Source organism: Methylobacterium thuringiense, assembly GCF_022179645.1.
In the GTDB taxonomy this organism is placed as follows: Bacteria; Pseudomonadota; Alphaproteobacteria; order Rhizobiales; family Beijerinckiaceae; genus Methylobacterium; species Methylobacterium thuringiense.
The window spans coordinates 104,192-125,650 of the sequence record NZ_BPRA01000014.1 but is presented as its reverse complement, the minus strand read 5'-3'; the positions used below and the strand labels follow the sequence as shown (position 1 = coordinate 125,650).

Genomic DNA, 21,459 nt, shown 5'->3' with positions numbered 1-21,459 from the left:
CATGTAGACTGTGCCGGTCCGCCCGAAGGCCGGACCGCTGCGCCGCCGTATCGGCCGGCGCTAGACTGATATCGGGACGGTTTTCGACGGCTTCAAGATGTTTCGCAGACGCTCTCGGCAAGGTTCCATTCGACGATGCTGACGCTCAAGCCCACGCCCGGAAACCCGGTTCCGCCCGGCGCGACGCTGGTGCCCGTCAGGACGGCCGACGGCCTGACGCTGCGTGCCGCCTACTGGCGTCCGTTGACCCGCACCGAGAAGGGCACGGTCTGCCTGCTGCAGGGCCGGGCCGAGTTCATCGAAAAATACTACGAGCCGATCGGCGAGCTGCGCCGGCGCGGCTTCCACGTCGTCGCCTTCGACTGGCGCGGCCAGGGCGAGTCTTCGCGACAGGTCGAGGATGCGCACAAGGGGCATGTCGCCCGCTTCGACGATTACCGCCTCGATATGGCGGCGGTGGCCGAGACGGTGCTGGTGCCCTCGACCCCCGAGCCGCATTTCGGCCTCGCTCACTCCATGGGCGGCGCCATCGCCTTTACCGGGGCGCTGGAAGGCTGGCTGCCCTTCGAGCGGTTGGTGACGGTCGCACCGATGCTCTCGATCCGGATGGTGAAGTATCCGCTCGCCGCCTCACTGCTGTCGCGGAGCCTGCACCGCCTGGGGCTCGGCAAGGCCTATATCCCGTTCGGCAGCGCCGTCTCGATTGCCACGAAACCCTTCAAGGGGAACCGGCTCTCGGGTGATCCGGTACGCTATGCCCGCAACGCGGCGGCGGCCGCCGAAGTCGGCGCGGGAGCGGTCGGCGATCCGACCATCGCTTGGCTCGCCTCGGCTTTCCGCGCCATGCGCCGCCTGCGCGATCTGCGCGTCGCCCCGCGCATCGACATGCCGGTGCTGGTGGTGGGGGCGGGGGCCGACCCGGTCTGCGGTCTGCCCGCCACCGAGCGCTTCGCCGGGCGGTTGCGCGCCGGACACCTCATCGTGCTGCCGGGCTCGCGCCACGAGATCCTGACCGAGACCGACGCGATCCGGGCAGATTTCTGGGCCGCCTTCGACGCCTTCATCCCCGGGCACACCCGGGTCGAGAGCGCCGGCTCTCGCCGCTCCGTATCCGAGCCGGCCTGACGGCGCGCGGAGGGACCATGGACCGGCGCGACTTCACGGTGTCGGCCTTGGCCGCGACTCTGCTCTCCCGGCCGACGTCTGCGCGCTCGGATTCGGGCGCCGAGGCGACCTCGATCGCCATGCTGCTCTATCCCGGCATGACCGCGCTCGACGTGGTGGGCCCGCAGGAGCTGCTCGCGGGCCTGGCCGGCGGCAACCTTCATCTCGTCGCGAAGGATATCGGTCCCGTGGAGAGCGACACCGGTCTCGCGATCGTCGCCACGCACGACTTCGCCACCTGCCCGCGCGACGTCACGGTGCTGTTCGTGCCCGGCGGCGACGGCACGCCGGCGCAGATGCGCGACGCCGACACCCTCGCCTTCCTCCGCGACCGTGCCGCGCGCGCTGCCTGGATCACGAGCGTCTGCACCGGCTCTCTGATCCTCGGGGCCGCGGGCCTCCTCGACGGCTACCGCGCCACCTCGCATTGGTGTGTGCGCGACACCGTGCTGCCGCTCCTCGGCGCGACGCCCGTCGATAAGCGCGTGGTGTTCGACCGCAACCGCGTCACCGCCGCCGGCATCTCCGCCGGGCTCGACTTCGCCCTGGCACTCGCCGCCCGGTTGAAGGGCGAGGTTTTCGCGAAGACCGCACAACTCGTCGCGGAATATGCGCCGCAGCCACCCTTTCAAGCCGGTACGCCGACGGAGGCCGGCCTCGAGATCACGCGGGCGGCCGGCGAAATCCTGAAGGCGTTGGCGGAGGGTTCGCAGAAGGCTGCCACCGGACGTCGCTGAGGGACGATTCTACCGGTGAGGACAGCCGGCGGATCGCACGCGGGCGCCCCGGAGACCCTTGCACGATCAGCGTTTTCAACGCTTGATCGTACCTATCGGGATCACGGCTGCGGCCGGAGGAAGCGCACATGGCGGCAGGTATTGCAGGCGATCTGTTCCGCATCAAATCGCTCGAACGGCTCAACAAGGACGCGGAGGAGGGCGAGAACTCGCTCGAACGGACGCTGGGGCCCTGGAGCCTGATCGGACTCGGCATCGGCGCGGTCATCGGTGCCGGCCTGTTCTCTTTGACCGGCATCGCCGCCGCCGAGCATGCCGGCCCGGCCGTGGTGATCTCCTTCGCCATCGCCGCCATCGGCTGCGCCTTCGCCGGCATGTGCTACTCGGAGCTCGCCGGCATGATCCCGGTGGCCGGTTCGGCCTACACCTACAGCTACGCCACCATGGGCGAGTTCGTCGCCTGGATCATCGGCTGGGACCTCGTACTCGAATACGCGGTCGGCGCCGCCACCGTGTCGGTGAGCTGGTCGCGCTACGTCACCCGCTTCCTGCGCGACACGCTCGGCATCAACCTGCCCGGCGCCTTCGTGAACTCGCCCTTCGAGACCTACAAGCTCGCCGACGGTTCGATGGCGCACGGCATCGTGAACCTGCCGGCGATCTTCATCATCGTGGCGGCCTCGGCCCTGCTGATCGTCGGCATCCGGGAATCGGCCCGGGTCAACGGCGCCATCGTCATGGTCAAGATCGCCGTCGTGCTGGTCGTGACAGGCGTCGGCCTGTTCTACATCAAGGCGCAGAACTACGACCCCTTCCTGCCGCCGAACACCGGCACCTTCGGCGAGTACGGCATCTCGGGCGTGATGCGCGCGGCGGGCGTGGTGTTCTTCGCCTATGTCGGGTTCGACGCCGTCTCCACCGCGGCGCAAGAAGCAAAAAATCCCCAGCGCAACATGATGATCGGCATCCTCGGATCGCTGGCCATCTGCACCGCGCTCTACATCGCCTTCGCCGGCGTCCTCACCGGCCTCGTCCATTACGACGCCCTGCGCGGCGACGCCGCACCGGTGGACACCGCCATCGCGCAGACGCCGTTCCCATGGCTGCGCGGCCTCGTCACCTTCGGCGTGATCTGCGGCTTCTCCACCGTAATCCTGGTGCTGCTGATGGGCCAGAGCCGGGTGTTCTACACCATGAGCAAGGACCGGCTGCTGCCGGGCTTCTTCTCGGCGATCCATCCGAAGTGGAAGACGCCCTACCGCTCCAACATGTTCTTCATGGTGTTCACCGGGGCGCTCGGCGGCTTCCTGCCGATCAGCCAACTCGGCCACATGACCTCGATCGGTACGCTGCTCGCCTTCATCCTGGTCTGCCTCGGCGTGATCATCCTGCGCCGCACCCAGCCCGACGCGAAGCGCGAGTACCGCACCCCGCTGGTGCCGTTCGTGCCGATCCTCGGCATCCTGTTCTGCGCCGCGATGATGGTCTCGCTCGACGGCGAGACCTGGCTGCGCCTGATCATCTGGATGGCGATCGGCATCGTGATCTATTTCGCCTGGAGCCGCCGCAACAGCCGCGTCGGCCGCGAAGAGGGGCCAGACGCGCCGACGGCGATGGCGCCGTGAAGAAGCACTCCAGGGCCGACATGCCGACGTCGGAGCGTTGGCCCTGGTATTGCTTCGGCTTCGCCTCGCAATGACGGCTGGGCCGTTCTCCACGATCGCCCAAACTGATCGAGCGGGAACGGCATGAACGCGTTCACACCACGCTGATCCGCCCCACCCCCGCATCCCCCACCCGCCCGACGATCCCGGCTTGCGCAAACCCAGCCTCACGGATCCGCGAAAGAATCGCCTCCGCGCGATCGGCCGCACAGGCCACCAGCAGGCCGCCTGAGGTCTGCGGGTCGGTGAGCAGGTGCCGGCGCCAGTCGGGAAAACCCGCCGGCAGCGCGACGGCCTCACTGAACGCCGACCAGTTGCGGTGCGAGGCGCCGGTGACGAAGCCCTCCCGCGCCAGGGCCGCGGCGGCCGGCAGCAGCGGCACGGCGTCGGCCGTGATCGTCAAGGCGACGCCGGCCCCCCGGGCGAGTTCGAGCCCGTGGCCGAGCAGCCCGAAGCCGGTGACGTCGGTCATCGCATGCACGGCCGGGTCGACGGCGAGTTCGGTGCCGACCCGGTTCAGCCGCGTCGTCGTCGCGATGAAATCGGCGTAGCCGCCCTCCGGCAACGCCTGCTTCTTGATCGCCGCCGAGTAGATCCCGACGCCGATCGGCTTCGTCAGGATCAGCGCGTCGCCTACCTGAGCGTCCGCGTTGCGGCGCACGTCCTCGCGGCGGCAGGTCCCGATGACGGCGAGCCCGTAGATCGGCTCCGGCGTATCGATCGAATGGCCGCCGGCGATCGGGATCCCGGCCTCGGCGCAGAGACTGGCGCCGCCCTTCAGGATCTCGGCGACGATCTCGGGAGAGATCTTGCCCACCGGCATGCCGAGGATGGCGAGCGCCATGATCGGCTTGCCGCCCATGGCGTAGACGTCCGAGATCGCGTTGGTCGCCGCGATCCGCCCGAAATCGCGCGGGTCGTCGACCATCGGCGTGAAGAAGTCGGTGGTGGCGATGACGCAGGTGCCGTCGTCGAGCGCCCAGACCGCGGCATCGTCCGAGGTCTCGTTGCCGACGATCAGCCGCTCGAACGGGCCGGCCGCCGGCTGGTCGGCGAGGAGCCGGCGCAGCACGGCCGGATCGAGCTTGCAGCCACAGCCGCCGCCGTGGGCGAGGGTACTGAGCCGGACCGGTTCGGCATCCATGCGGGTCTCCGTGTGAGAAAACGGGGAAGTTGGGGCGGCAGCCGGCGCGATGTCACGAAGGTGTCAGGCGCCGACGCTCTGTAGAACCTGCGTGCCCGAGGGCTCGGCGCAATATCGCGTCGCGGCCTGCCGGGCGCAACGCGACCGGGAGCTGCGGCATGGTTGGCTGGGTGCGGGCGATCGGCCGCGTTGCGATGCTCGCGGCCGTCATGGCCACCGGTACGGCGCGTGCCCAAGATGCGGCCAAGCCAACTTTCGTCTTCACCGGCATTCCCGACCAGGACGAAGCCCGGCTGGTCGAGCGCTTCGGTAAGGTCGCGAGCTATCTGCAGCAGAAGCTCGGCGTGCCGGTCAAATATCTGCCGGTGAAGAACTACTCCTCCGCCGTGACGGCCTTCAGCAACGGCGAGGTTCAGCTCGCCTGGTTCGGCGGCTTCACCGGCGTGCAGGCCCGCCGGCTGGTGCCGGGGTCTCAGGCGTTGGCGCAGGGAGCCGAGGACGCTGTCTTCCGGACCTACCTCATCGCCAACACCAGGCTCGGGCTGGAGAAATCCGCGGAGTTTCCCAAGGGGACGCCGGGCAAGACCTTCACCTTCGGCGCACGCTCCTCGACCTCGGGCCGGCTGATGCCGGAATACTTCATCCGCCAGGCCTTCCCGGAAAAGACGCCCGACGAAGTGTATTCCCGCATCGGCTATTCGGGCGAGCACAGCCGCACGATTCAGCTCGTGCAGTCCGGTGTGTTCGATCTCGGCGCGGTCGACTACACGGTCTGGGACCTCGACGCCAAAGCCGGCAAGATCGACCCGGACAAGGTCAGGGTGGTCTGGGAATCGCCGCCCTTCGCCAACAACCAGTGGTCCGTGCGCGGCGACGTCGACCAGACCTGGGGCAAGGGCTTTACGGAGAAACTCCGGCAGGCGCTGCTCGGTATGAGCGATCCGATCCTGCTCGCGCCCTTCGGCCGCTCGAAGTTCATCCCGGTGAAGAACGACGCCTACGCGCCGCTGATAGAGGTGGGTAAGACCAGCGGCATGCTGGATTGAATGTCCTGGCCGAAGACGTGAGGATCTCGTACAGGTCGCGCTCCAAGCGTTGCTGTTTACGCGAGCGATGTGTGAAACATCCGGAATGGCCGCGCCGTGAGCACATCGTAAAGAATCGTCTGCCTTCGCCCTCTCGCGCGAAACTTTCTTCCACACGCCATCGTAACTGATCACCGGGTCTCGCGAGAGCGAGAGCCGAAGCCTCGCGTGGGCCGCGTCCGTGCCCCCGGCTCGTGACTCACGCGAGGTTCACCTGCCCGAGACGGGCGCATCCGGTGCTCACACCCGTCTCACCCTTGCCGACCACTGGGCAGGTGAAGGCTCACCCTCCAGGGCCGCCCCACCCGGGGAGACCGGACAGGGTCTGTCATGAGCACGTGATAGTGGAGCAATCGATCATGAAGACAACGACAGTTGCGCTCGCAGCCGCCACCCTCCTCGGCGGTCTGACCCTCGGCCTCGGCTCGGCCTCGGCCGCCACCGCGACGGGTGTGCAAGCGAGCGGCGCGCCGACGTCCTACGTGAAGATGATGTCCAAGCGGCAGATGATGATGCGCGACAAGAAAATGATGATGCGCAAAAAGATGATGATGAAGAAAAAGGGTATGATGTAGTCCGCGCATAGATCACGCTGCGTTTTGATCGAATCGATCAAAACGCAGAAAACGTGATCGAGTCAGAAGTTTAGCGCAGGCTTCGCGCGAAAAACCGTTGCCACTATTTCGCAGCCTGCTCTAAGAGCGCGTTCTGACGAAATCTACTTCTTACACCTGGAAGAGACGCCTCACGGCGTCTCTTCGCCCATATAGTCCTTCCAGATCGCGTTCGTTCCGAGCGTCGCCACGAAAGTCGCGTGGCGGTCGCGCTCATCGTCGGTCAGGCGACTGCGAATCGGCCTGGAGGGAAGGGTCGTATAGTCCTCGTACACCCGAATTGCCGCCGTGCTGGGGGCAGCGGTGCCGTCTTCGGCGACAGCCGCAAGACCGAGGCTGGTCTGCTTGCCGCCGAGCAGCTCGATATAGACCTCGGCCAGGATTTCGGCGTCGAGTAGCGCCCCGTGCTTGGTCCGCTTCGTCGTGTCGATGCCGTACCGATTGCACAGGGCATCCAGGTTGTTGGCGGCGCCCGGATGTCGGCGGCGCGCGAGCGTGAGGGTGTCGACGACCTCCTCCAGCACGATCGGCGGGGGTGACGACGGCTTGAGCCGGGCGAACTCCATGTTGAGGAAGCCGACATCGAAGGGTGCGTTGTGGATCACGAGTCGGCCGTCGCCGCAGAAATCCAGCAGCGCATCGACGATGTCGCCGAACAGCGGCTTGTCGGCCAGGAACGCGTCGGAGATTCCGTGAACGCCGAACGCCCCTGCCGAGACCGCCCGCTGCGGATTCACGAAACGGTGAAAGGTCTGGCCCGTACGGATGTGGTTGATCAGCTCGACGCAGCCGATCTCGATCAGGCGGTCACCGCCCTTCGCATCCGTGCCGGTGGTCTCGGTATCGAGGACGATCTCGCGCAGCATGGTCTTTGGACGTTTCGCGTTGGAGCTTGGCCGGCTCCGACCCTATCGCGAATCCCTTAATCGCGCGACGAGCGCCGCGACCTCGGCCTCGGCATGAGTGAAGCCGCGGCTCGTATCGATCACGACATCGGCGCGCCGGCGCTTCTCGGCATCCGGCATCTGCTTGGCGAGGATCGCCGCGAAGGCCGCTTCCGTCATGCCGGGCCGGGCGAGCACGCGGGCGCGCTGCACCTCGGCCGGAGCGCTGACGACCACGACGGTGTCGCACCGTTTCTCGGCTCCGGTCTCGAACAGCAGCGGGATGTCGAGCACGACGAGGGGCGCATCGCCGTGCCTGCCCAGGAAGGCACGGCTTTCCTCCGCAACCAGGGGGTGGACCAGCGCTTCAAGCCGCTGCAGGGCCTCGGCGTTTCCGAGTACGGCTTTGCGAAGAGCCTCGCGATCGACGCCGCCGTCCGGTCGCAGACTTCCCGGAAAGGCCGCGCCGATCGCCTCGGCTGCAGTACCGCCGGATTCGTAGAGGCGATGTACGGCCGCATCCGAGTCGTGAACCGGTACGCCGTGCTTCGCGAACAATGCGGCCGTCGCGGACTTGCCCATGCCGATCGAGCCGGTGAGCCCGAGGATCGTCTTGGGTCTTCCGCCGCTCGGCTGCGCCTCGTTCATCGCCTGAGGTCCGCGACGACGAGAGCGCGAAGTTCCGGAGTGACCTCGGGTCGAACGCCGAACCAATCCGAAAAGCCGGGCACGGCCTGATGCAGCAGCATGCCGAGGCCATCGACCGTGGCGAGGCCGCGTGCACGCGCAGCCGCAAGCAGCGGTGTCTCCAGGGGCGCATAGACGATATCCGCCACAGCCGCCCCGTTCGGTAGGGGTCCGAGGTCGATATCGAGCGGCGGATGACCCGTCATGCCGAGCGAGGTCGTATTCACCAGAAGCCGGGCTTCGGACAGCGCTTCCGGCAACGTGGCCCAATCGAGGATGCCGACCCGCCGAGGGTCGATCTCGACCAGGGCTCGTGCCCGTTCCGGCGTTCGGTTGGCGATGCGGATCCGCGACATGCCGCGCTCGGCGAGGCCGGCGACCACGGCCCGCGCCGCCCCCCCCGCTCCGAGGACGACCGCCGTTCCGTTCGAGTGCTCCAGCCAGCCGGTGCCGAGCGTCTGCTCGAGATGGGCGATGAAGCCCGGCGCATCGGTGTTGTCACCATGGATACCGCCGTCCTCACCGACGACGAGCGTGTTCACCGCCCCTATTTTCGTCGCACGCGGCGTCAGCGTGTCAGCCAACCGGAAGGCCGCCTCCTTGTGCGGGATCGTCACGTTGCCGCCGGCAAAACCCGCTGCCGCCAAACCGCGAACGAAAGCCTCGAAACGCTCCGGCGGTACGTCGATGCGCTCATAGGACCCAGCGATGCCGTGTTGCGTCAGCCAGTGGCCATGGATCAGCGGCGAGCGGGAATGCGCGATCGGATGCCCGACGACGAAAGCCTTGCGCATCATGCCTCGCACTGCGCGGGAAGGGTGCAATCGGCGCTGCCGGTCCGCTCGATCTGGAGAGTGGCGTGGGCGATGCCGAATGCTTTTCGGAGCTCGTCGGCGGTATCGCGCAGGAAACGATCGGGCAGGTCGCCATCGCGCATCACGAGATGCGCGGTGAGGGCGACCTCCGTCGTGCTCATCGGCCAGATGTGGAGATCGTGCAGCGTGCTGACGCCGGGACGCGCCTCGAGGGTCGCGCGCACGGCGACGGGATCGATGCCGGGCGGTACGGCGGAGAGCGCCATGCCGAGGCTGTCGCGCAAGAGGCCCCAGGTCGCCCAGACGATCAGCCCGGCGATGACGAGACTGACCATCGGGTCGATCCAGTCGTAGCCGGTCGCGAGAATCACGAGACCCGCCAGCACGACGCCGGCCGAGACGACGGCATCGGCCAACATGTGCAGATAGGCGCCACGGATATTGATGTCGGTGCGACCGCCCGAAGCGAAGAGCCAGGCGGTGAAGCCGTTGATCGCGATCCCGATTCCGGCCACCACCATGACCGTGACGCCGGCGACGGGCGCCGGATCGAAGAACCGCTGCACCGCCTCGAGCATGATCGCCCCGGTGGCGATCAGCAGAAACACCGCGTTGAACAAAGCCGCGAGGATCGAGGAGCCACGCAGGCCGTAGGTGAACCGCGTGCTCGGCCGCCGTTTTACCAGCACCGAAGCGATCCAGGCGGCGGCGAGACCCAGCACGTCCGACAGGTTGTGGCCGGCATCCGCCACCAGCGCCATCGAGTTGCTCGCCAATCCATAGCTGGCTTCGATGATGACGAAGCCGACATTCAGGGCGATGCCGATCGCGAACGCCCGCCCGAAATCCTTCGGGGCGTGGCTGTGGCCGGCATGGCCGTGATGCGCGTGGTCGTGATCGTCGTGAGCATGCGGGTGCGGGTGCGGGTGACCGTGATCCGGCATCTCTGGGCTCGTCTCCGTCATTGGATCGTCAGGAGCCCCATGCCGCGAAGCCGGGCGAGAAGCGGAATCAGAGGAAGGCCCAGAACGGTCGTGTGGTCGCCCTCGACCTGCGCGAACAAGTGGATGCCGAGGCCTTCGAGCTGGTAGCCGCCGACGCTCGACGTCACACGCTCCGGCCCGGCCGCGGCGAGATAGGTGGCAATGGACTCGGGATCCAGTGGCCGCATGGTCAGCCGCGCGGTCTCGTGAAACGTTTCGGTCGTCCCGCGAGCGGCAATCGCCACCGCTGCATGGAGCGCGTGGGTTCTCCCCTGGAGCAGGCCGAGATGTTCGGCCGCCTCGGGCAGGTCGGCCGGCTTGTGAAGCACGGTGCCGTCGATCTCCAGCACCTGATCGGCACCGATGACGACGCGCTCGGGATGCTTTCGGGCGACGTCTTCGGCCTTGGCGGTTGCGAGGCGCAGTGCGAGGCTGACAGGTGAGAGGCCGCCGGCAGCGGATTCGATCCGGCGTTCGTCGACATCGGGCCTGATCACCTCCGGCACGAGACCGGCGCCGGACAGTAGATCCGCCCGGGTGCGGCTCCCCGATGCGAGGACGAGTGGCGCTGCGCCGAGCCAGAGACGCTGTACGGGATCGAGCATCGAGGTGTCGTTCACGTGGCGATGAACTTCAGACGATGCTCGCGGTAGAGATCGAGGATCGCCGCGGCGGTTTCCTCGATCGAGCGGCGCGTCACGTCGATCGTCGGCCAGCGATGTTTCGCACAGAGTTTTCGCGATGCCGCGACCTCGTCGGCGACGGCGCTGCGATCGACATACATCGAGTTGTCGTCGGCCTTCAGGCTCAGCAACCGGTTCTGGCGGATGTGAACGATCCGCTCCGGCGAGGCGATCAATCCGACGATCAGCGCCTTTCGTGTCGCGGCCAGCGCAGGCGGCAACGGCATGGAGGGAACGAGCGGAAAATTCGCGGTCTTGAGGCCACGATTGGCGAGATAGATCGAGGTCGGCGTCTTCGAGGTCCGGCTGACGCCGACGAGCACGACATCCGCCTCGTCGATATCCGGCGGCAGGTTGCCGTCGTCGTGCGCCAGGGTGAAGTTCATCGCGTCGATGCGCTTGAAGTACTCGGCGTTCAGCATGTGCTGCGCCCCCGGCCGCGCCGTCGAATCCGCGCCGAGATAGGAGCGCAGCAGCGCGTGAACCGGCTGCAGCACGTTGAGCGTCGGCGAGCCGGTCTCGCGGCAGGCCTCGTCGAGGCGCGCGATCAGCTCCTGGTCGACCAGGGTGTAGAGCACGAGGCCGGGTGCCGCCTGGATCTCCGAGATCACCCGTTCGAGCTGCGCGCGGGAGCGCACCAGCGGATAGACGTGCTCGATCGCCGAGACGCCTTCGTACTGGGCCGCCGCAGCGCGGCCGACATTGATCAGCGTCTCACCGGTCGAGTCCGAGACCAGGTGGAGATGGAAGTAGCTGCGACTCATCGCGAATTGGCTTTCCCCTGCGCGCTCGCGGACCGGCGAAACGGAGGCTTGTCCCCAGGCCGTGCCTCGGGGGATCGACGGATGGGGATAAGCCGGCTTCGCAGGAGGGTCCAGCGGCGGGAGGCCCGTCTTGTCGACTCCTGCGTCAACAGGCCGTCGAGTCGAACTCGTACGGACGGACTTTTGGGAGAATCCGGGACCGTGCGACGGCGCTGGGCGCGCATCGCCGTGCAAGCCGCTGGCGAGGCTCGCGATTGAAGAAGACTAGAGCGGATCCGTTAAAGCCCTCTTAACGGCGTGGCGATGGGGAGAGCCTGTGGATGGCTTTGCGAGCCCATGACTCATGCCTCCAAGAGAAGAAACAGAGTCTAAGAGTCTCTCTTCTCTTTAGGAAAGGGCCTGTGGGGGGATTGCGACGTCGCGATCGACCGAAGGGTGCGCAAGGAGGGTTTTCGAAGAGGCGCTTGGCTGTATGCTCGGGAGAACGACAGGACGGGGATCGGAAACGCGATGGGTGAGGCGAGGGCACAGGACCGCAAGGTTCTGCGGGTGCTGTCTGGCGAGGCGATCTCGCCGCCGCCGGCCTGGATGATGCGGCAGGCCGGGCGCTATCTGCCGGAATACCGAGCGACGCGGGCCGAAGCCGGTTCCTTCTTGGACCTCTGCTACAACCCGGCCTTCGCCACCGAGGTGACCCTGCAGCCGATCCGGCGCTTCGGCTTCGAGGCCTCGATCCTTTTTTCCGACATCCTGGTGATCCCGCACGCGCTGGGGCAGGGCGTGCGCTTCGTCGAGGGCGAAGGTCCCCGGCTGGATGCACTGGAGGGCCGAGCGGAATTCGAAAAACTGCGCGATGTCGGCGACGACGCGATCTTTTCGCATCTGGCGCCGGTCTTCGAGGCGGTCACGAGCATCCGGGCGGCGCTTCCCCAGGAAACCACGCTGCTCGGCTTTTGCGGGGCACCCTGGACGGTGGCGAGCTACATGATCGGCGGGCGCGGCACCCCCGATCTCGCTCCGGCGCGGGCACTCGCCGCAAGCGATGTCGGTCTGGTCGAGGCCCTGATCGACCGGCTCGTGTGCGTCCAGACCGAGTATCTCATCCGGCAGTTCCGCGCCGGTGCCGACGCCGTGCAGATTTTCGAGTCTCATGCCGGCGTGCTGCCCGAGGGCGACGACGCCTTGTCACGCTGGTCCTTGAAGCCGATCGCGAAAATGATTGCCGGTGTGCGGGCCGAAGTGCCGGATGCGAAGATCATCGTCTTCTGCCGCGGCTCCGGTCTCGATGGACACGCTCGCGTCGTGCCGGAGACGGGCGCCAGCGCCGTCGGCGTCGATTGGGGGGTCGATCTCAAGGCTCTGCGCGAGCGGGTCCCCACGACCACCGTGACGCAGGGCAACCTGCATCCGGAAACGCTGATCGCGGGCGGTGCGGCCCTCGACGCGGAGGTCGATGCGATCCTGGCGGCGACCCACGGGCTGCCGCACATCTTCAATCTCGGTCACGGCATCACGCCGCAGACGCCCGTCGCCCATGTCGAGCGGATGCTGGCGCGGCTCAGAGAGGGTGTCTGACCGGAGAACGAGGCCTCGACTGGGCGCAGAGAGCCGGGCTATTGGAACCGCTCCAGGCTGATGCCTCGGACGGACGGCAGCTTGGCCGACGTTCAGCGCAAAAAGCCTCTTACAGCCGGAAGCTCTCGAGCCCGTGGACAACCTCTACCTCTGGATCAAGGCCGGCCACGTCGTCGCGCTGATCGCCTGGATGGCGGCGATGCTCTATCTGCCGCGCCTGTTCGTCTACCATGCCGGCTTGCCGGCGGGCTCGGAGGTGCAATCGGCGACGTTCAAGATCATGGAACGGCGCTTGGCCAAGGCGATCATGACGCCGGCGATGATCCTGACCTGGATTTTCGGGATCACCCTCGCGGTCAAGAGCGGTTACTACGCTTCCTACTGGCTGCAGATGAAGTTCCTGTTGGTCTTCGCCATGACCGGCATCCACGGCTGGCTCTCGAAGATGGTCAAGGACTTCGCTGCCGACCGCAACAAGCGCAGCACCAAGTTCTACCGCATCATCAACGAAGTCCCGACGCTCCTGATGATCCTCATCGTCATCCTGGCGGTCGTGAAGCCGGGCGGCTGAATTTTTCACAACGCTGATCGATGTCGAGAAAATCAATGAATCGTGCTCGTCACTTGCTCGCGGCGGCGACGCTGATCTTGCTGCCGGCAGGCGCTCAGGCGGCGAGCTTCCCCTGCGAAAAGGCGGCAACGCCCGACGAGAAGGCGATCTGCGCCACGCTCGGTCTCAACGATCTCGACGTCGAGCTCGCCGTGCGCTTCGAGATCCTGAAGAGCCTGCTGGCCATGGGAAACCGGGCGCAGCTCCAGGACGACCAGGAAGCCTGGCTCAAGGAGCGCGGCGCCTGCTCCGCCGACACCGCCTGCCTGCGACAGGTCTACGAGACCCGGCTCAAGGTGCTGCGCGGCGTGTTTGCGGAATTTGCTAAGCAGGGGCCGCAATAGCGGCGGCCCCGGCAGGCCGCTCGACTCAGAATCCGACGGGTCGGCCGGCCGCCACGACCAGCATCTTGCCGTTCGCGAAGGTGCGCCCCGTGGCACGGCGGATATCGTCCTGTGTCACGCTGGCGACCATGTCGTTGCGCCGGGCGATATAGTCCATGCCGAGGCCCTCGAAGGCGATCTGCACGAGCTGGTTGGCGATCTTGGTCGAGGTGTCGAAGCTCAGGGCATAGGAGCCGGTGAGGTAGTCCTTGGCCTTCTGGAGTTCGTCGTCCGAGGGGCCGTCGGCGATCAGGCGGTTGATCTCCTCGCCGATCACGTCGAGAGCCTCCACGACGCGCTCGTTCTTGGTGGCGGTGTAGCCCCAGGTCATGGCGACGCCGCGATGCGAAGTCAGCGAGGTGCCGACAGAATAGGCGAGGCCGCGTTTTTCGCGCACTTCCTGGAAGAGGCGGGACGTGAAGGCGCCGCCGCCCAGGATGTGATTCAGGACATAGGCCGGGATGAAGTCGGGATCGCGCCAGGCGACGCCGCCGAGGCCGAACCGGATCACCGATTGCGGCACGTCGAGATCGACGACGATGCGGCGGCCGAGATCGTGGATATGCGTGGCCGGAACCGGCTTGAGCGGATCCTTTTCCGGCAGCCTGCCAAAGGCCTGGTCCAGCATCGCGGCGGCGCCATCGGCCTCCACCGCGCCCACGACGGCGACCTTGAGGCCGCCGCGGCCGATCAGGGCCTTGTGCATCGCGAGGAGGTCGTCGCGGGTGATCGCCGCCAGACTCTCCGTCGTGCCCGAGGAGGGGCGGCTATAGGGATGACCCGGAAAGGCCTCGCGAAAATAGCAGCGCGAGGCCATCACGCCCGGGTCGTTCTGCTGGTAGCGCAGGGATGCGATCATCTGCGAGCGCACGCGCTCGATCGCGACCGGGTCGAGGCGCGGTTCGCAGACGGCCAGCGAGAGTAGCCGGATGGCCTCGTCGGCGTGCTTCACCAGCATCTTCAGCGAGCCGCCGACGGAATCGGGGCCGGCATGGAAATGCAGCTCGATGGCGCGGGCCGCCAGCGCCTCCTGAAAGGCGTCCGAACCGAGGTCGCCCGCGCCCTCGTCGAGGAGGCGGGCGAGCATCTGGGCCGTGCCGGCCTTGCCCTCCGGATCCTGTGCGGCGCCGCCCTCGAAGTTGAAGGCGATGGCAATCATCGGGACGACGGGCGAGGGCACGTGCCAGGCCTCGATGCCGCGGGCGGCCGCCACTGGGATCGCCTGGGTGGGCGACGACGCGGTGCGGGTGCCAGTCTCGGCGAGGTTCATCGAAAAAAGTCCTTCGGCGTCTCGACGACAGACGCGGCGGCTCTCGAAGCGCCGGCTGTCCAAAAGAATCAGGCGGTGGCGGCGACGACGGGAGCGTCGAGCTCTTTCGCCTTCATCAGGTAGCCGGTCACGGAGCGGGCCGGAGTGAGGTAGCGCTCGGCCACCGCAGCTAGCCGCTCCTTGCTCACCGCCTCGATGTCGATGGGCCAGCGGCGCACCTCGTCGACGGTCTCGCCGATGGCGAGCGCCGACCCGTAGATGCGGGCGAGCGAGGACTGGCTGTCGGCGGAGTAGATCGTCTCCGCCACGAGCCGGGTCTTGGCCCGCTCGATCGCTTCCGGCGACAGGGCGTCACCGGCGCCGCGCAGGGCCTTGTCGACATGCTCTTCGAGCTGTTCGAGGCTGACGCCCTCGGCCGGCACGGCGTAGACGGAGAAGCGGGTGTCGTCGATCGCCGAGCCCATGTACCAGGCGCCGGCATTCACGGCGACGCCGGTCTCGAGAACCAGCTTGCGGTAGAGGTAGGACGTGGCGCCGCCGCCGAGCACTTCGGCAAGCAGTTCGAGCGCGTGGCACTCGCCGTCGCGCGCGGTCATGCAGGAGGGGGTCAGGTAGAGCCGCTGCAGGGTCGGCTGCTCGACCTTCGGATCGGCCACCGCGATGCGGCGGAGGGCCTTGGGCTCAGGCTCGCGGGCCCGGCGGCGCTGCGGCCGCGAACCGTGCGGGGCGACCTTGCCGTAGGTGTCGTCGGCCAGCCGGCGGACCTCGTCCGGCGTCACGTCGCCTGCGACGACCAGGATCGCGTTCTCGGGCGTGTAGAAGCGCTTGTAGTAGTCGATGGCGTGGTGGCGGTTCAGCTCCTCGATCTCGTGCATCCAGCCGATGATCGGAATCCCGTAGGGGTGATGCACGAAGAGCGAGGCGGCCATCGCCTCGGAGAGCTGGGCGTTCGGATCGGTCTCGACCCGCATCCGGCGCTCCTCCAGCACCACGTCGCGCTCGGGCGCGACGACGTCGTCCGAGAGCACCAGGCCGCCCATGCGGTCGGCCTCGAACTCCATCATCGTGGCGAGATGATCGCGGGCGACGCGCTGGAAATAGGCGGTGTAGTCGTAGCTGGTGAAGGCGTTCTCCTGGCCGCCGAGCGACGAGACCGCCTTGGAGAAGGCGCCGGCCGGGTGATGGTCCGTGCCCTTGAACATCAGGTGTTCGAGGAAGTGGGCTATGCCCGACTGGCCGAGCGGATCGTCGGCCGACCCGTTGCGGTACCAGATCATGTGCGTCGCGACGGGGGCACGGTGATCGGGCACCACCACGACGTCGAGGCCGTTGTCGAGCACGAAGGATGACACCTCGGGGCCGCCGGCCTCCGAACGCCCGAACGGCGCGGCCTCCACGCGACCGGCATTCGCGAATCCGCGCGCCGACCCGAGCAGGGCATTGGCCTTCCGGTAGAGATGCATCCTGGCGTCCTTCGTGCGGCCGTTCTCGAGGTTGTCGCGGCCCGGACTCTCGCGACCTTCGTTAGCCGGGGCAAGTCCCGTACCGCAGGGTGTGACCTCTTGGCCACCCGAGGGACGCGGAATCCTGAACCGCGAATCCCCGATATCGCGGCTTCAACGCCCGCCTTCCGCCCTCATGAAGGTGCGCGGGTCGGCCTCTTCGTTGCCGCTGATCGAGTTGCCGACCGGACCTGCCGGCCCCTTCGCCGCCTTGACCGGAGCCTTGCGGTAGCCGTTCGGCGGGTCGGTCAGACCGTCGCGATCGGGCTCGATCGCGGAGGGTTCGGCTTCGTCCTTGCTGCCCGAGAAGAGCTTGAGCGGGTTCAGCCAGGTCGACTCGCGGACTTCGCCCGGCCCCGGCGCGGGGTCCTTGGACAGGCCGGCGCCCTCACGCCGGCCGTTCTGCATCTCGAAGGCCGAGAGAGTCTCGTTGTTGTCGTTCATACGGCCTTGCGCGCCGCGGACGATGGGTTTCTTGGCGTCGAGGGCGGCGCGTTCGCGCCGGCTGGTCTCGGGATCCTTCGGCCATTGCGGATCGTCCTGCCGCGTCTGCGGCAGGGGCAGCGGCATCGTTGCGTAATCGACAGGCGGCGCGTCGGCGCCCTTGCCCTTCGCCGGTTTCTTCACGGCGGCTTTCTTGCCCAGAGCTGGCGGCATCACGAGGGGCGCGCGCTCGCGATAGGTGATCGGCGGGCGCTCGGGCTCGATCAGGCCGATGCTGCTCATGGCGTCGCGCATGAACTCGCCTTCGGCGGCACGCGCGGGAACTGCGGGGAGCAGGCTGAGCGCGAGGATGCCCGAAAAAGCCAAAGAAATCCGGCGCTGCACGATCATGCTGCCCTCAGGTCGCGGCCGCCGGGAATCGCTCTTGACTGTGCGGACGCCGATGATTCCGGCGTGAGCCGGTTTTCGGGCGAAGGTAAGGCGGTTTATTTCGCCAAACCGCTCATGGGCGGGGATTGGAAGCATCGGTCAGATCGTGTTGCCGATCGGTCTTCCGCTCCGGCATCAGGCTGTCGAGGATCAGCCCGACGACGCCGGCCACGATCGCCGCATCGGCAATGTTGAAGACGTACCACGACCAGTCGCCCGCATGCAGGTGGACGAAGTCGAACACCGCGCCGAACACCGCCCGGTCGATGGCGTTGCCGATCGCCCCGCCGACGATGAGGCCCAGCGAGATCGCCAGCAGCCGCGTGCCGGCCCGCTTCATCCAGAATCCGAGGGCCAGGGCCGCGACGACCGAGAGCCCGACGAGCAGCCAGCGGCCGAGATCGCCCTCCTGCTGGAACATCCCGTAGGAGACGCCGCGATTCCACACGACGACGAAGTCGGTGAAGGGCGCGACGGCCCAGGGCTGCGTCAGCACGAGATCGGTGCGGAGGTACAGCCAGAGTTTGGAGGCTTGGTCGATGGCGAGCGTCAGGAACGCCGCGAGCAGGCCGAGGCGGAACGGCGCCATCAGGCAGCACTCGGATGCGCGGCATCCCACTCGCGCAAAGCTTGCGCGTCGCGCGGCGTGACGTCGGGATAAGCCGGATCCGAGCCGACATCCGGCGAGACCCGCCAGGAGCGGGCGCATTTCCGGCCCTCGGCGACGTCCGGTACCACGGCGACGCCCTTGACCTCGTCGAGGCGGAAGGCGTCGGACGGTCCCTCGCCGACGCTCACCCGGATCGCGGAGGTGATGCAGACCTCGGAAAAGTCCAGGCCGTCGAGGGCGCCGAGCAGGTCGGGATCGGAGACGAACACCGTCGGCGCAGCCTCGAGGCTCGCACCGATGCGCTTGGCGGCACGTTCGATCTCGAGCGCTCCGGTCACGACGCGGCGCACTTTTCGGATTTTTTGCCAGCGCGCGGCGAGCGCGTCGTCGCGCCAGTTCGCGGGCGTCTCGGGCAGGGTCTGGAGATGGACCGAGCCGTCGTCCGATGGATGACGGTCGAGCCAGGCTTCTTCCGCCGTGAACGCAAGCACCGGCGCCAGCCAGATCACGACCCGTCGAAACGCCTCGTCGATCACCTGAAGCGAAGCCCTGCGCACCTGCGAAGAAATCGGGTCGCAGTAGAGCGCATCCTTGCGCACGTCGAAATAGAAGGCCGACAGATCGCCGGTCAGGAAGCCGTTGAGCAGGGCCACGATCCGCTTGGTGTCGAAGGCCGCATAAGCCTCGCGGATCTCGCCATCGAGCTGCGCCAGCCGGTGCAGGATGAACCGCTCCAACTCCGGCATTTCTTCGTAGTTCACGTCGTCGCCGGGCACGCGGTGGGCGAGCGAGCCGAGCATCCAGCGCAGGGAATTTCGGAGTTTGCGATACGTCTCCGCAAACGTCTTCACGATCTCCGGACCGATGCGCAGGTCGTCCGAGTAATCGGAGGCCGCGACCCAGAGCCTCAGGATATCGGCGCCGGATTCCTTGATGACGGTCTGCGGCGCGACGACGTTGCCCTTCGATTTCGACATCTTCTCCCCCTTGGGGTCGAGGACGAAGCCGTGGGTGAGCACCACGTCGTAGGGCGCATAGCCCCGCGTGCCGCAGGATTCGAGCAGCGAGGACTGGAACCAGCCGCGGTGCTGGTCCGAGCCTTCGAGGTACATCACCCGGTCCTGCCCGCCGTCGCGCACGCGCTTCACGCCGGACAGGCCGGGAAAGGCTTGCGGATCGTCGAGGACGAAGGCGTGGGTCGAGCCGGAATCGAACCAGACGTCGAGGACGTCCGTGACCTTTTCGTACTCGGCCGGGTCGTAGTCGGGTGCGAGGAAGCGGGCGCCGTCGGCATCCGAGAACCAGGCGTCGGCGCCCTCGGCGGCGAAAGCCTCGGCGATGCGAGCGTTCACCGCCTCATCGCGAAGAACATCGCTGGTGCCGGCCTTCACGAACACCGTGATCGGCACGCCCCAGGCGCGTTGGCGCGAGACCACCCAGTCGGGCTTGTTGCCGACCATGCCGTTGATGCGGTTTTTTCCTTGGGGCGGCACCCATTGCGTCGCTTCGATCGCTTCGAAGGCGACCTCGCGCAGGGTGCGGTTACCGAGCGCGTCGACGGGCTTGTCCATCGCAATGAACCATTGCGGCGTATTGCGAAAGATCACCGGCTTCTTGGAGCGCCAGGAATGCGGGTACTGGTGGCGCAGCACGCCGCGGGCGATGAGCGCGCCGGCTTCGGAAAGCGCCGCGATGAGCGCCTTGTTGGCGTCGCCCTTCTCACCCTTGTCGTTCAACACCCGCTTGCCGGTGAAGCCGGGAGCCTCTTCGGTGAGGGCGCCGTCGGCGTCGACCGTGTAGGGAATCCGGGTCTCGATACCGCGCTGTGTGAGCTGACGGCCATTGGCCATCCAGACCTCGAAGTCCTCGCGGCCATGGCTCGGGGCCGTGTGCACGAAGCCGGTGCCGGCTTCGTCGGTGACATGGTCGCCGTCGAGGAGGGGGACGTCGAACTCGTACCCTAGGCCGAAGAGAGGATGTTGGCAGACCATAGTCGCCAGATCGCTCGCAACGACATCCTGCACGCGCTCGAACGTCTCGACACGCGCTGCCTTGAATACGGTTTCGGCAAGCGCGTCAGCCAGGATATAGGCCGCACCAACCTGAGCCCAGTTATCGGCTGCCGCAGCGGTGACCTTGTAGAGTCCATAGGAAATTTTTCGAGAAAACGCGATCGCGCGATTCCCCGGTAATGTCCAAGGCGTTGTCGTCCAGATGACGATCGCGGCTCCCTGAGCCAGTATAGGCGAAATGGTGTCCGGATTTCCGGTGATGACGTCGAACGCGACGAAGATCGTGTCGCTGACATGCTCTTCGTACTCGATCTCGGCCTCGGCGAGCGCCGTCTTCTCGACCACCGACCACATCACCGGCTTCGAGCCGCGATAGAGCTGACCGCTGACCGCGAACTTCATCAGTTCGGAGGCGATGCGAGCCTCGGCCGGGTAGGCCATCGTGGAATAGGGATGTGCCCAGTCGCCGGTGACGCCGAGCCGCTGGAACTCCGTGCGCTGCTGGCCGAGCCAATGGGCCGCGAAGGTCCGGCATTCCTGGCGGAATTCGAGGATCGGCACCTCGTCCTTGTTCTTGCCCTTGGCGCGGTACTGCTCCTCGATCTTCCACTCGATCGGCAGTCCGTGGCAGTCCCAGCCGGGCACATAGTTGGCGTCGAAGCCGAGCGCGCCCTGCGAGCGCACGATCACGTCCTTCAGGATCTTGTTGAGCGCGTGCCCGATATGGATCGCGCCGTTGGCGTAGGGCGGGCCGTCATGCAGTACGAATTTCGGCCGGCCGGCGGCATTCCGGCGGATCTGCCCGTAGAGACCGTTCCGCTCCCAACGCTGTAGCAGCAGCGGCTCGCGGGTCGGCAGCCCGGCGCGCATCGGAAACTCGGTCTTCGGCAGAAACAGCGTCTTCGCATAATCGCGCGGTGCCGGGGATGCGTCGGCATCCGGCAGCGCGGCGTCGGGAGCGGATTCGGTCATCGGAGGGGTCTGCTCGTCTCAAATCGGCGATCGTCGGGAGGCGGGCTCTGCGCGACGCGGTCGCGTGCTGCGAAGCCCTGTCCGGCACCCACGCCGTCCGCGCGGCATGTGCTGCGCTCAGGCGGAGGCCGGGCCGGTAATTCGAAGACGCCGGAGCGCTCCGGCAGGATCGGTTGGATCGAGCATCCGGCGCTTCTAGCAGCGGGTTTTTCCCCGCGCCAGCGAAGGCGATGCTGCAGAGAGCCTGAACGATGAAGCCTCTGCCGAATCCAGGATGCGGAAAATTCCTGCCGGCAGCGATGCCACCTTTCGCAAGCTCGGCCGTTGGTGCCCCGACGCGCGCGGACGGACCGGTTCCGGAGCGAATCTCCTTGCGAGCGCGTTCAAGGTTTCCCAACGGCCCCGACATCGATCGGATCACAAATATC

20 protein-coding genes are annotated in these 21,459 nt (G+C 67.0%); 8 read left to right on the top strand and 12 right to left on the bottom strand.

All coding sequences use genetic code 11. The features are described 5' to 3' along the window. The first annotated feature begins 135 nt into the window (after positions 1–135). The 3 genes from MFF07_RS15285 (at position 136) to MFF07_RS15275 (ending at position 3,526) form a co-directional block, all read left to right on the top strand. The gene (locus MFF07_RS15285) at positions 136–1,125 is read left to right on the top strand and encodes an alpha/beta fold hydrolase (RefSeq protein ID WP_147818385.1); all 990 of its coding nucleotides are present in this window, start codon (positions 136–138) and stop codon (positions 1,123–1,125) included. Positions 1,126–1,244: 119 nt separating this feature from the next. Next, a complete protein-coding gene (locus MFF07_RS15280; RefSeq protein WP_147818389.1) occupies positions 1,245–1,901 on the top strand; it encodes a DJ-1/PfpI family protein in 657 nt (218 codons plus the stop codon). 128 nt (positions 1,902–2,029) lie between these two features. Further along, entirely contained in the window at positions 2,030–3,526 is a 1,497-nt protein-coding gene (locus MFF07_RS15275; protein ID WP_147818386.1) for an amino acid permease, read from the top strand. 133 nt (positions 3,527–3,659) lie between these two features. Here the strand turns inward: MFF07_RS15275 and selD are convergent, their stop codons facing one another. Beyond that, the gene (gene selD, locus MFF07_RS15270; RefSeq protein ID WP_238232309.1) at positions 3,660–4,709 is read right to left on the bottom strand and encodes a selenide, water dikinase SelD; all 1,050 of its coding nucleotides are present in this window, start codon (positions 4,707–4,709) and stop codon (positions 3,660–3,662) included. A gap of 158 nt (positions 4,710–4,867) precedes the next feature. Here selD and MFF07_RS15265 point away from each other — a divergent pair, with 158 nt between their 5' ends. Together MFF07_RS15265 and MFF07_RS15260 are read left to right on the top strand one after the other, a co-directional pair. Further along, a complete protein-coding gene (locus tag MFF07_RS15265; protein ID WP_147817455.1) occupies positions 4,868–5,755 on the top strand; it encodes a putative selenate ABC transporter substrate-binding protein in 888 nt (295 codons plus the stop codon). A gap of 383 nt (positions 5,756–6,138) precedes the next feature. Then, complete coding sequence (locus MFF07_RS15260) at positions 6,139–6,369, top strand: hypothetical protein (protein WP_238232308.1); 231 nt, start codon at positions 6,139–6,141, stop codon at positions 6,367–6,369. Positions 6,370–6,539: 170 nt separating this feature from the next. Here MFF07_RS15260 and dnaQ read toward each other — a convergent pair whose 3' ends face one another. From dnaQ to MFF07_RS15230, 6 genes are read right to left on the bottom strand one after another with little or no spacing between them, the layout of a single operon-like run. After that, entirely contained in the window at positions 6,540–7,274 is a 735-nt protein-coding gene (dnaQ, locus tag MFF07_RS15255) for a DNA polymerase III subunit epsilon (protein ID WP_147817456.1), read from the bottom strand. Positions 7,275–7,316: 42 nt separating this feature from the next. Beyond that, positions 7,317–7,940 carry a dephospho-CoA kinase gene (coaE, locus tag MFF07_RS15250; RefSeq protein ID WP_147817457.1) on the bottom strand — a complete coding sequence of 208 codons (624 nt, stop codon included), beginning with the start codon at positions 7,938–7,940 and terminating at the stop codon, positions 7,317–7,319. Next, entirely contained in the window at positions 7,937–8,776 is an 840-nt protein-coding gene (locus MFF07_RS15245) for a shikimate dehydrogenase (protein ID WP_147817458.1), read from the bottom strand. The genes coaE and MFF07_RS15245 overlap by 4 nt, the downstream gene beginning before the upstream one ends. Further along, positions 8,773–9,738, bottom strand: a complete 966-nt coding sequence (locus tag MFF07_RS15240; RefSeq protein WP_147817459.1) for a cation diffusion facilitator family transporter — start codon at positions 9,736–9,738, stop codon at positions 8,773–8,775. The genes MFF07_RS15245 and MFF07_RS15240 overlap by 4 nt, the downstream gene beginning before the upstream one ends. Positions 9,739–9,755: 17 nt before the next feature. Next, on the bottom strand, positions 9,756–10,382 hold the full coding sequence (locus MFF07_RS15235; RefSeq protein ID WP_147817485.1) for a Maf family protein: 627 nt from the start codon (positions 10,380–10,382) through the stop codon (positions 9,756–9,758). A gap of 11 nt (positions 10,383–10,393) precedes the next feature. Further along, positions 10,394–11,224: a pyruvate, water dikinase regulatory protein gene (locus MFF07_RS15230; RefSeq protein ID WP_147817460.1), complete on the bottom strand. Its 831-nt coding sequence runs from the start codon at positions 11,222–11,224 to the stop codon at positions 10,394–10,396. 510 nt (positions 11,225–11,734) lie between these two features. Between MFF07_RS15230 and hemE the strand changes: the two genes are divergently transcribed. The 3 genes from hemE (at position 11,735) to MFF07_RS15215 (ending at position 13,753) form a co-directional block, all read left to right on the top strand. Next, a complete protein-coding gene (gene hemE, locus MFF07_RS15225) occupies positions 11,735–12,799 on the top strand; it encodes a uroporphyrinogen decarboxylase (protein WP_147817461.1) in 1,065 nt (354 codons plus the stop codon). 133 nt (positions 12,800–12,932) lie between these two features. Then, complete coding sequence (gene hemJ, locus MFF07_RS15220; protein ID WP_147817462.1) at positions 12,933–13,370, top strand: protoporphyrinogen oxidase HemJ; 438 nt, start codon at positions 12,933–12,935, stop codon at positions 13,368–13,370. A 35-nt stretch (positions 13,371–13,405) separates the two neighbouring features. After that, complete coding sequence (locus MFF07_RS15215; RefSeq protein WP_147817463.1) at positions 13,406–13,753, top strand: lysozyme inhibitor LprI family protein; 348 nt, start codon at positions 13,406–13,408, stop codon at positions 13,751–13,753. A 25-nt stretch (positions 13,754–13,778) separates the two neighbouring features. Here the strand turns inward: MFF07_RS15215 and MFF07_RS15210 are convergent, their stop codons facing one another. The 5 genes from MFF07_RS15210 to ileS form a co-directional block, all read right to left on the bottom strand. Further along, entirely contained in the window at positions 13,779–15,062 is a 1,284-nt protein-coding gene (locus MFF07_RS15210) for a M16 family metallopeptidase (protein WP_147817464.1), read from the bottom strand. Between the two features lie 68 nt (positions 15,063–15,130). Continuing rightward, complete coding sequence (locus MFF07_RS15205) at positions 15,131–16,525, bottom strand: M16 family metallopeptidase (protein WP_147817465.1); 1,395 nt, start codon at positions 16,523–16,525, stop codon at positions 15,131–15,133. A 153-nt stretch (positions 16,526–16,678) separates the two neighbouring features. Next, positions 16,679–17,398: a hypothetical protein gene (locus MFF07_RS15200; protein ID WP_147817466.1), complete on the bottom strand. Its 720-nt coding sequence runs from the start codon at positions 17,396–17,398 to the stop codon at positions 16,679–16,681. A gap of 112 nt (positions 17,399–17,510) precedes the next feature. Then, positions 17,511–18,026, bottom strand: a complete 516-nt coding sequence (gene lspA / locus MFF07_RS15195; RefSeq protein WP_147817467.1) for a signal peptidase II — start codon at positions 18,024–18,026, stop codon at positions 17,511–17,513. After that, on the bottom strand, positions 18,026–21,031 hold the full coding sequence (gene ileS / locus MFF07_RS15190) for an isoleucine--tRNA ligase (protein WP_238232307.1): 3,006 nt from the start codon (positions 21,029–21,031) through the stop codon (positions 18,026–18,028). The genes lspA and ileS overlap by 1 nt, the downstream gene beginning before the upstream one ends. Positions 21,032–21,459: the final 428 nt, after the last annotated feature.

Excerpts from the sequence above, each read along its gene's own strand:
- dnaQ (WP_147817456.1), bottom strand. The coding sequence starts at position 7,274 with ATGCTGCGCGAGATCGTCCTCGATACCGAGACCACCGGCACGGATGCG.
- MFF07_RS15285 (WP_147818385.1), top strand. The coding sequence starts at position 136 with ATGCTGACGCTCAAGCCCACGCCCGGAAACCCGGTTCCGCCCGGCGCG.
- selD (WP_238232309.1), bottom strand. The coding sequence starts at position 4,709 with ATGGATGCCGAACCGGTCCGGCTCAGTACCCTCGCCCACGGCGGCGGC.
- MFF07_RS15215 (WP_147817463.1), top strand. The coding sequence starts at position 13,406 with ATGAATCGTGCTCGTCACTTGCTCGCGGCGGCGACGCTGATCTTGCTG.
- MFF07_RS15245 (WP_147817458.1), bottom strand. The coding sequence starts at position 8,776 with ATGATGCGCAAGGCTTTCGTCGTCGGGCATCCGATCGCGCATTCCCGC.
- lspA (WP_147817467.1), bottom strand. The coding sequence starts at position 18,026 with ATGGCGCCGTTCCGCCTCGGCCTGCTCGCGGCGTTCCTGACGCTCGCC.
- MFF07_RS15210 (WP_147817464.1), bottom strand. The coding sequence starts at position 15,062 with ATGAACCTCGCCGAGACTGGCACCCGCACCGCGTCGTCGCCCACCCAG.
- MFF07_RS15240 (WP_147817459.1), bottom strand. The coding sequence starts at position 9,738 with ATGCCGGATCACGGTCACCCGCACCCGCACCCGCATGCTCACGACGAT.
- hemE (WP_147817461.1), top strand. The coding sequence starts at position 11,735 with ATGGGTGAGGCGAGGGCACAGGACCGCAAGGTTCTGCGGGTGCTGTCT.
- MFF07_RS15230 (WP_147817460.1), bottom strand. The coding sequence starts at position 11,224 with ATGAGTCGCAGCTACTTCCATCTCCACCTGGTCTCGGACTCGACCGGT.
- ileS (WP_238232307.1), bottom strand. The coding sequence starts at position 21,031 with ATGACCGAATCCGCTCCCGACGCCGCGCTGCCGGATGCCGACGCATCC.
- MFF07_RS15275 (WP_147818386.1), top strand. The coding sequence starts at position 2,030 with ATGGCGGCAGGTATTGCAGGCGATCTGTTCCGCATCAAATCGCTCGAA.
- MFF07_RS15235 (WP_147817485.1), bottom strand. The coding sequence starts at position 10,382 with ATGCTCGATCCCGTACAGCGTCTCTGGCTCGGCGCAGCGCCACTCGTC.
- MFF07_RS15265 (WP_147817455.1), top strand. The coding sequence starts at position 4,868 with ATGGTTGGCTGGGTGCGGGCGATCGGCCGCGTTGCGATGCTCGCGGCC.
- MFF07_RS15280 (WP_147818389.1), top strand. The coding sequence starts at position 1,245 with ATGCTGCTCTATCCCGGCATGACCGCGCTCGACGTGGTGGGCCCGCAG.
- MFF07_RS15200 (WP_147817466.1), bottom strand. The coding sequence starts at position 17,398 with ATGATCGTGCAGCGCCGGATTTCTTTGGCTTTTTCGGGCATCCTCGCG.
- MFF07_RS15205 (WP_147817465.1), bottom strand. The coding sequence starts at position 16,525 with ATGCATCTCTACCGGAAGGCCAATGCCCTGCTCGGGTCGGCGCGCGGA.
- coaE (WP_147817457.1), bottom strand. The coding sequence starts at position 7,940 with ATGAACGAGGCGCAGCCGAGCGGCGGAAGACCCAAGACGATCCTCGGG.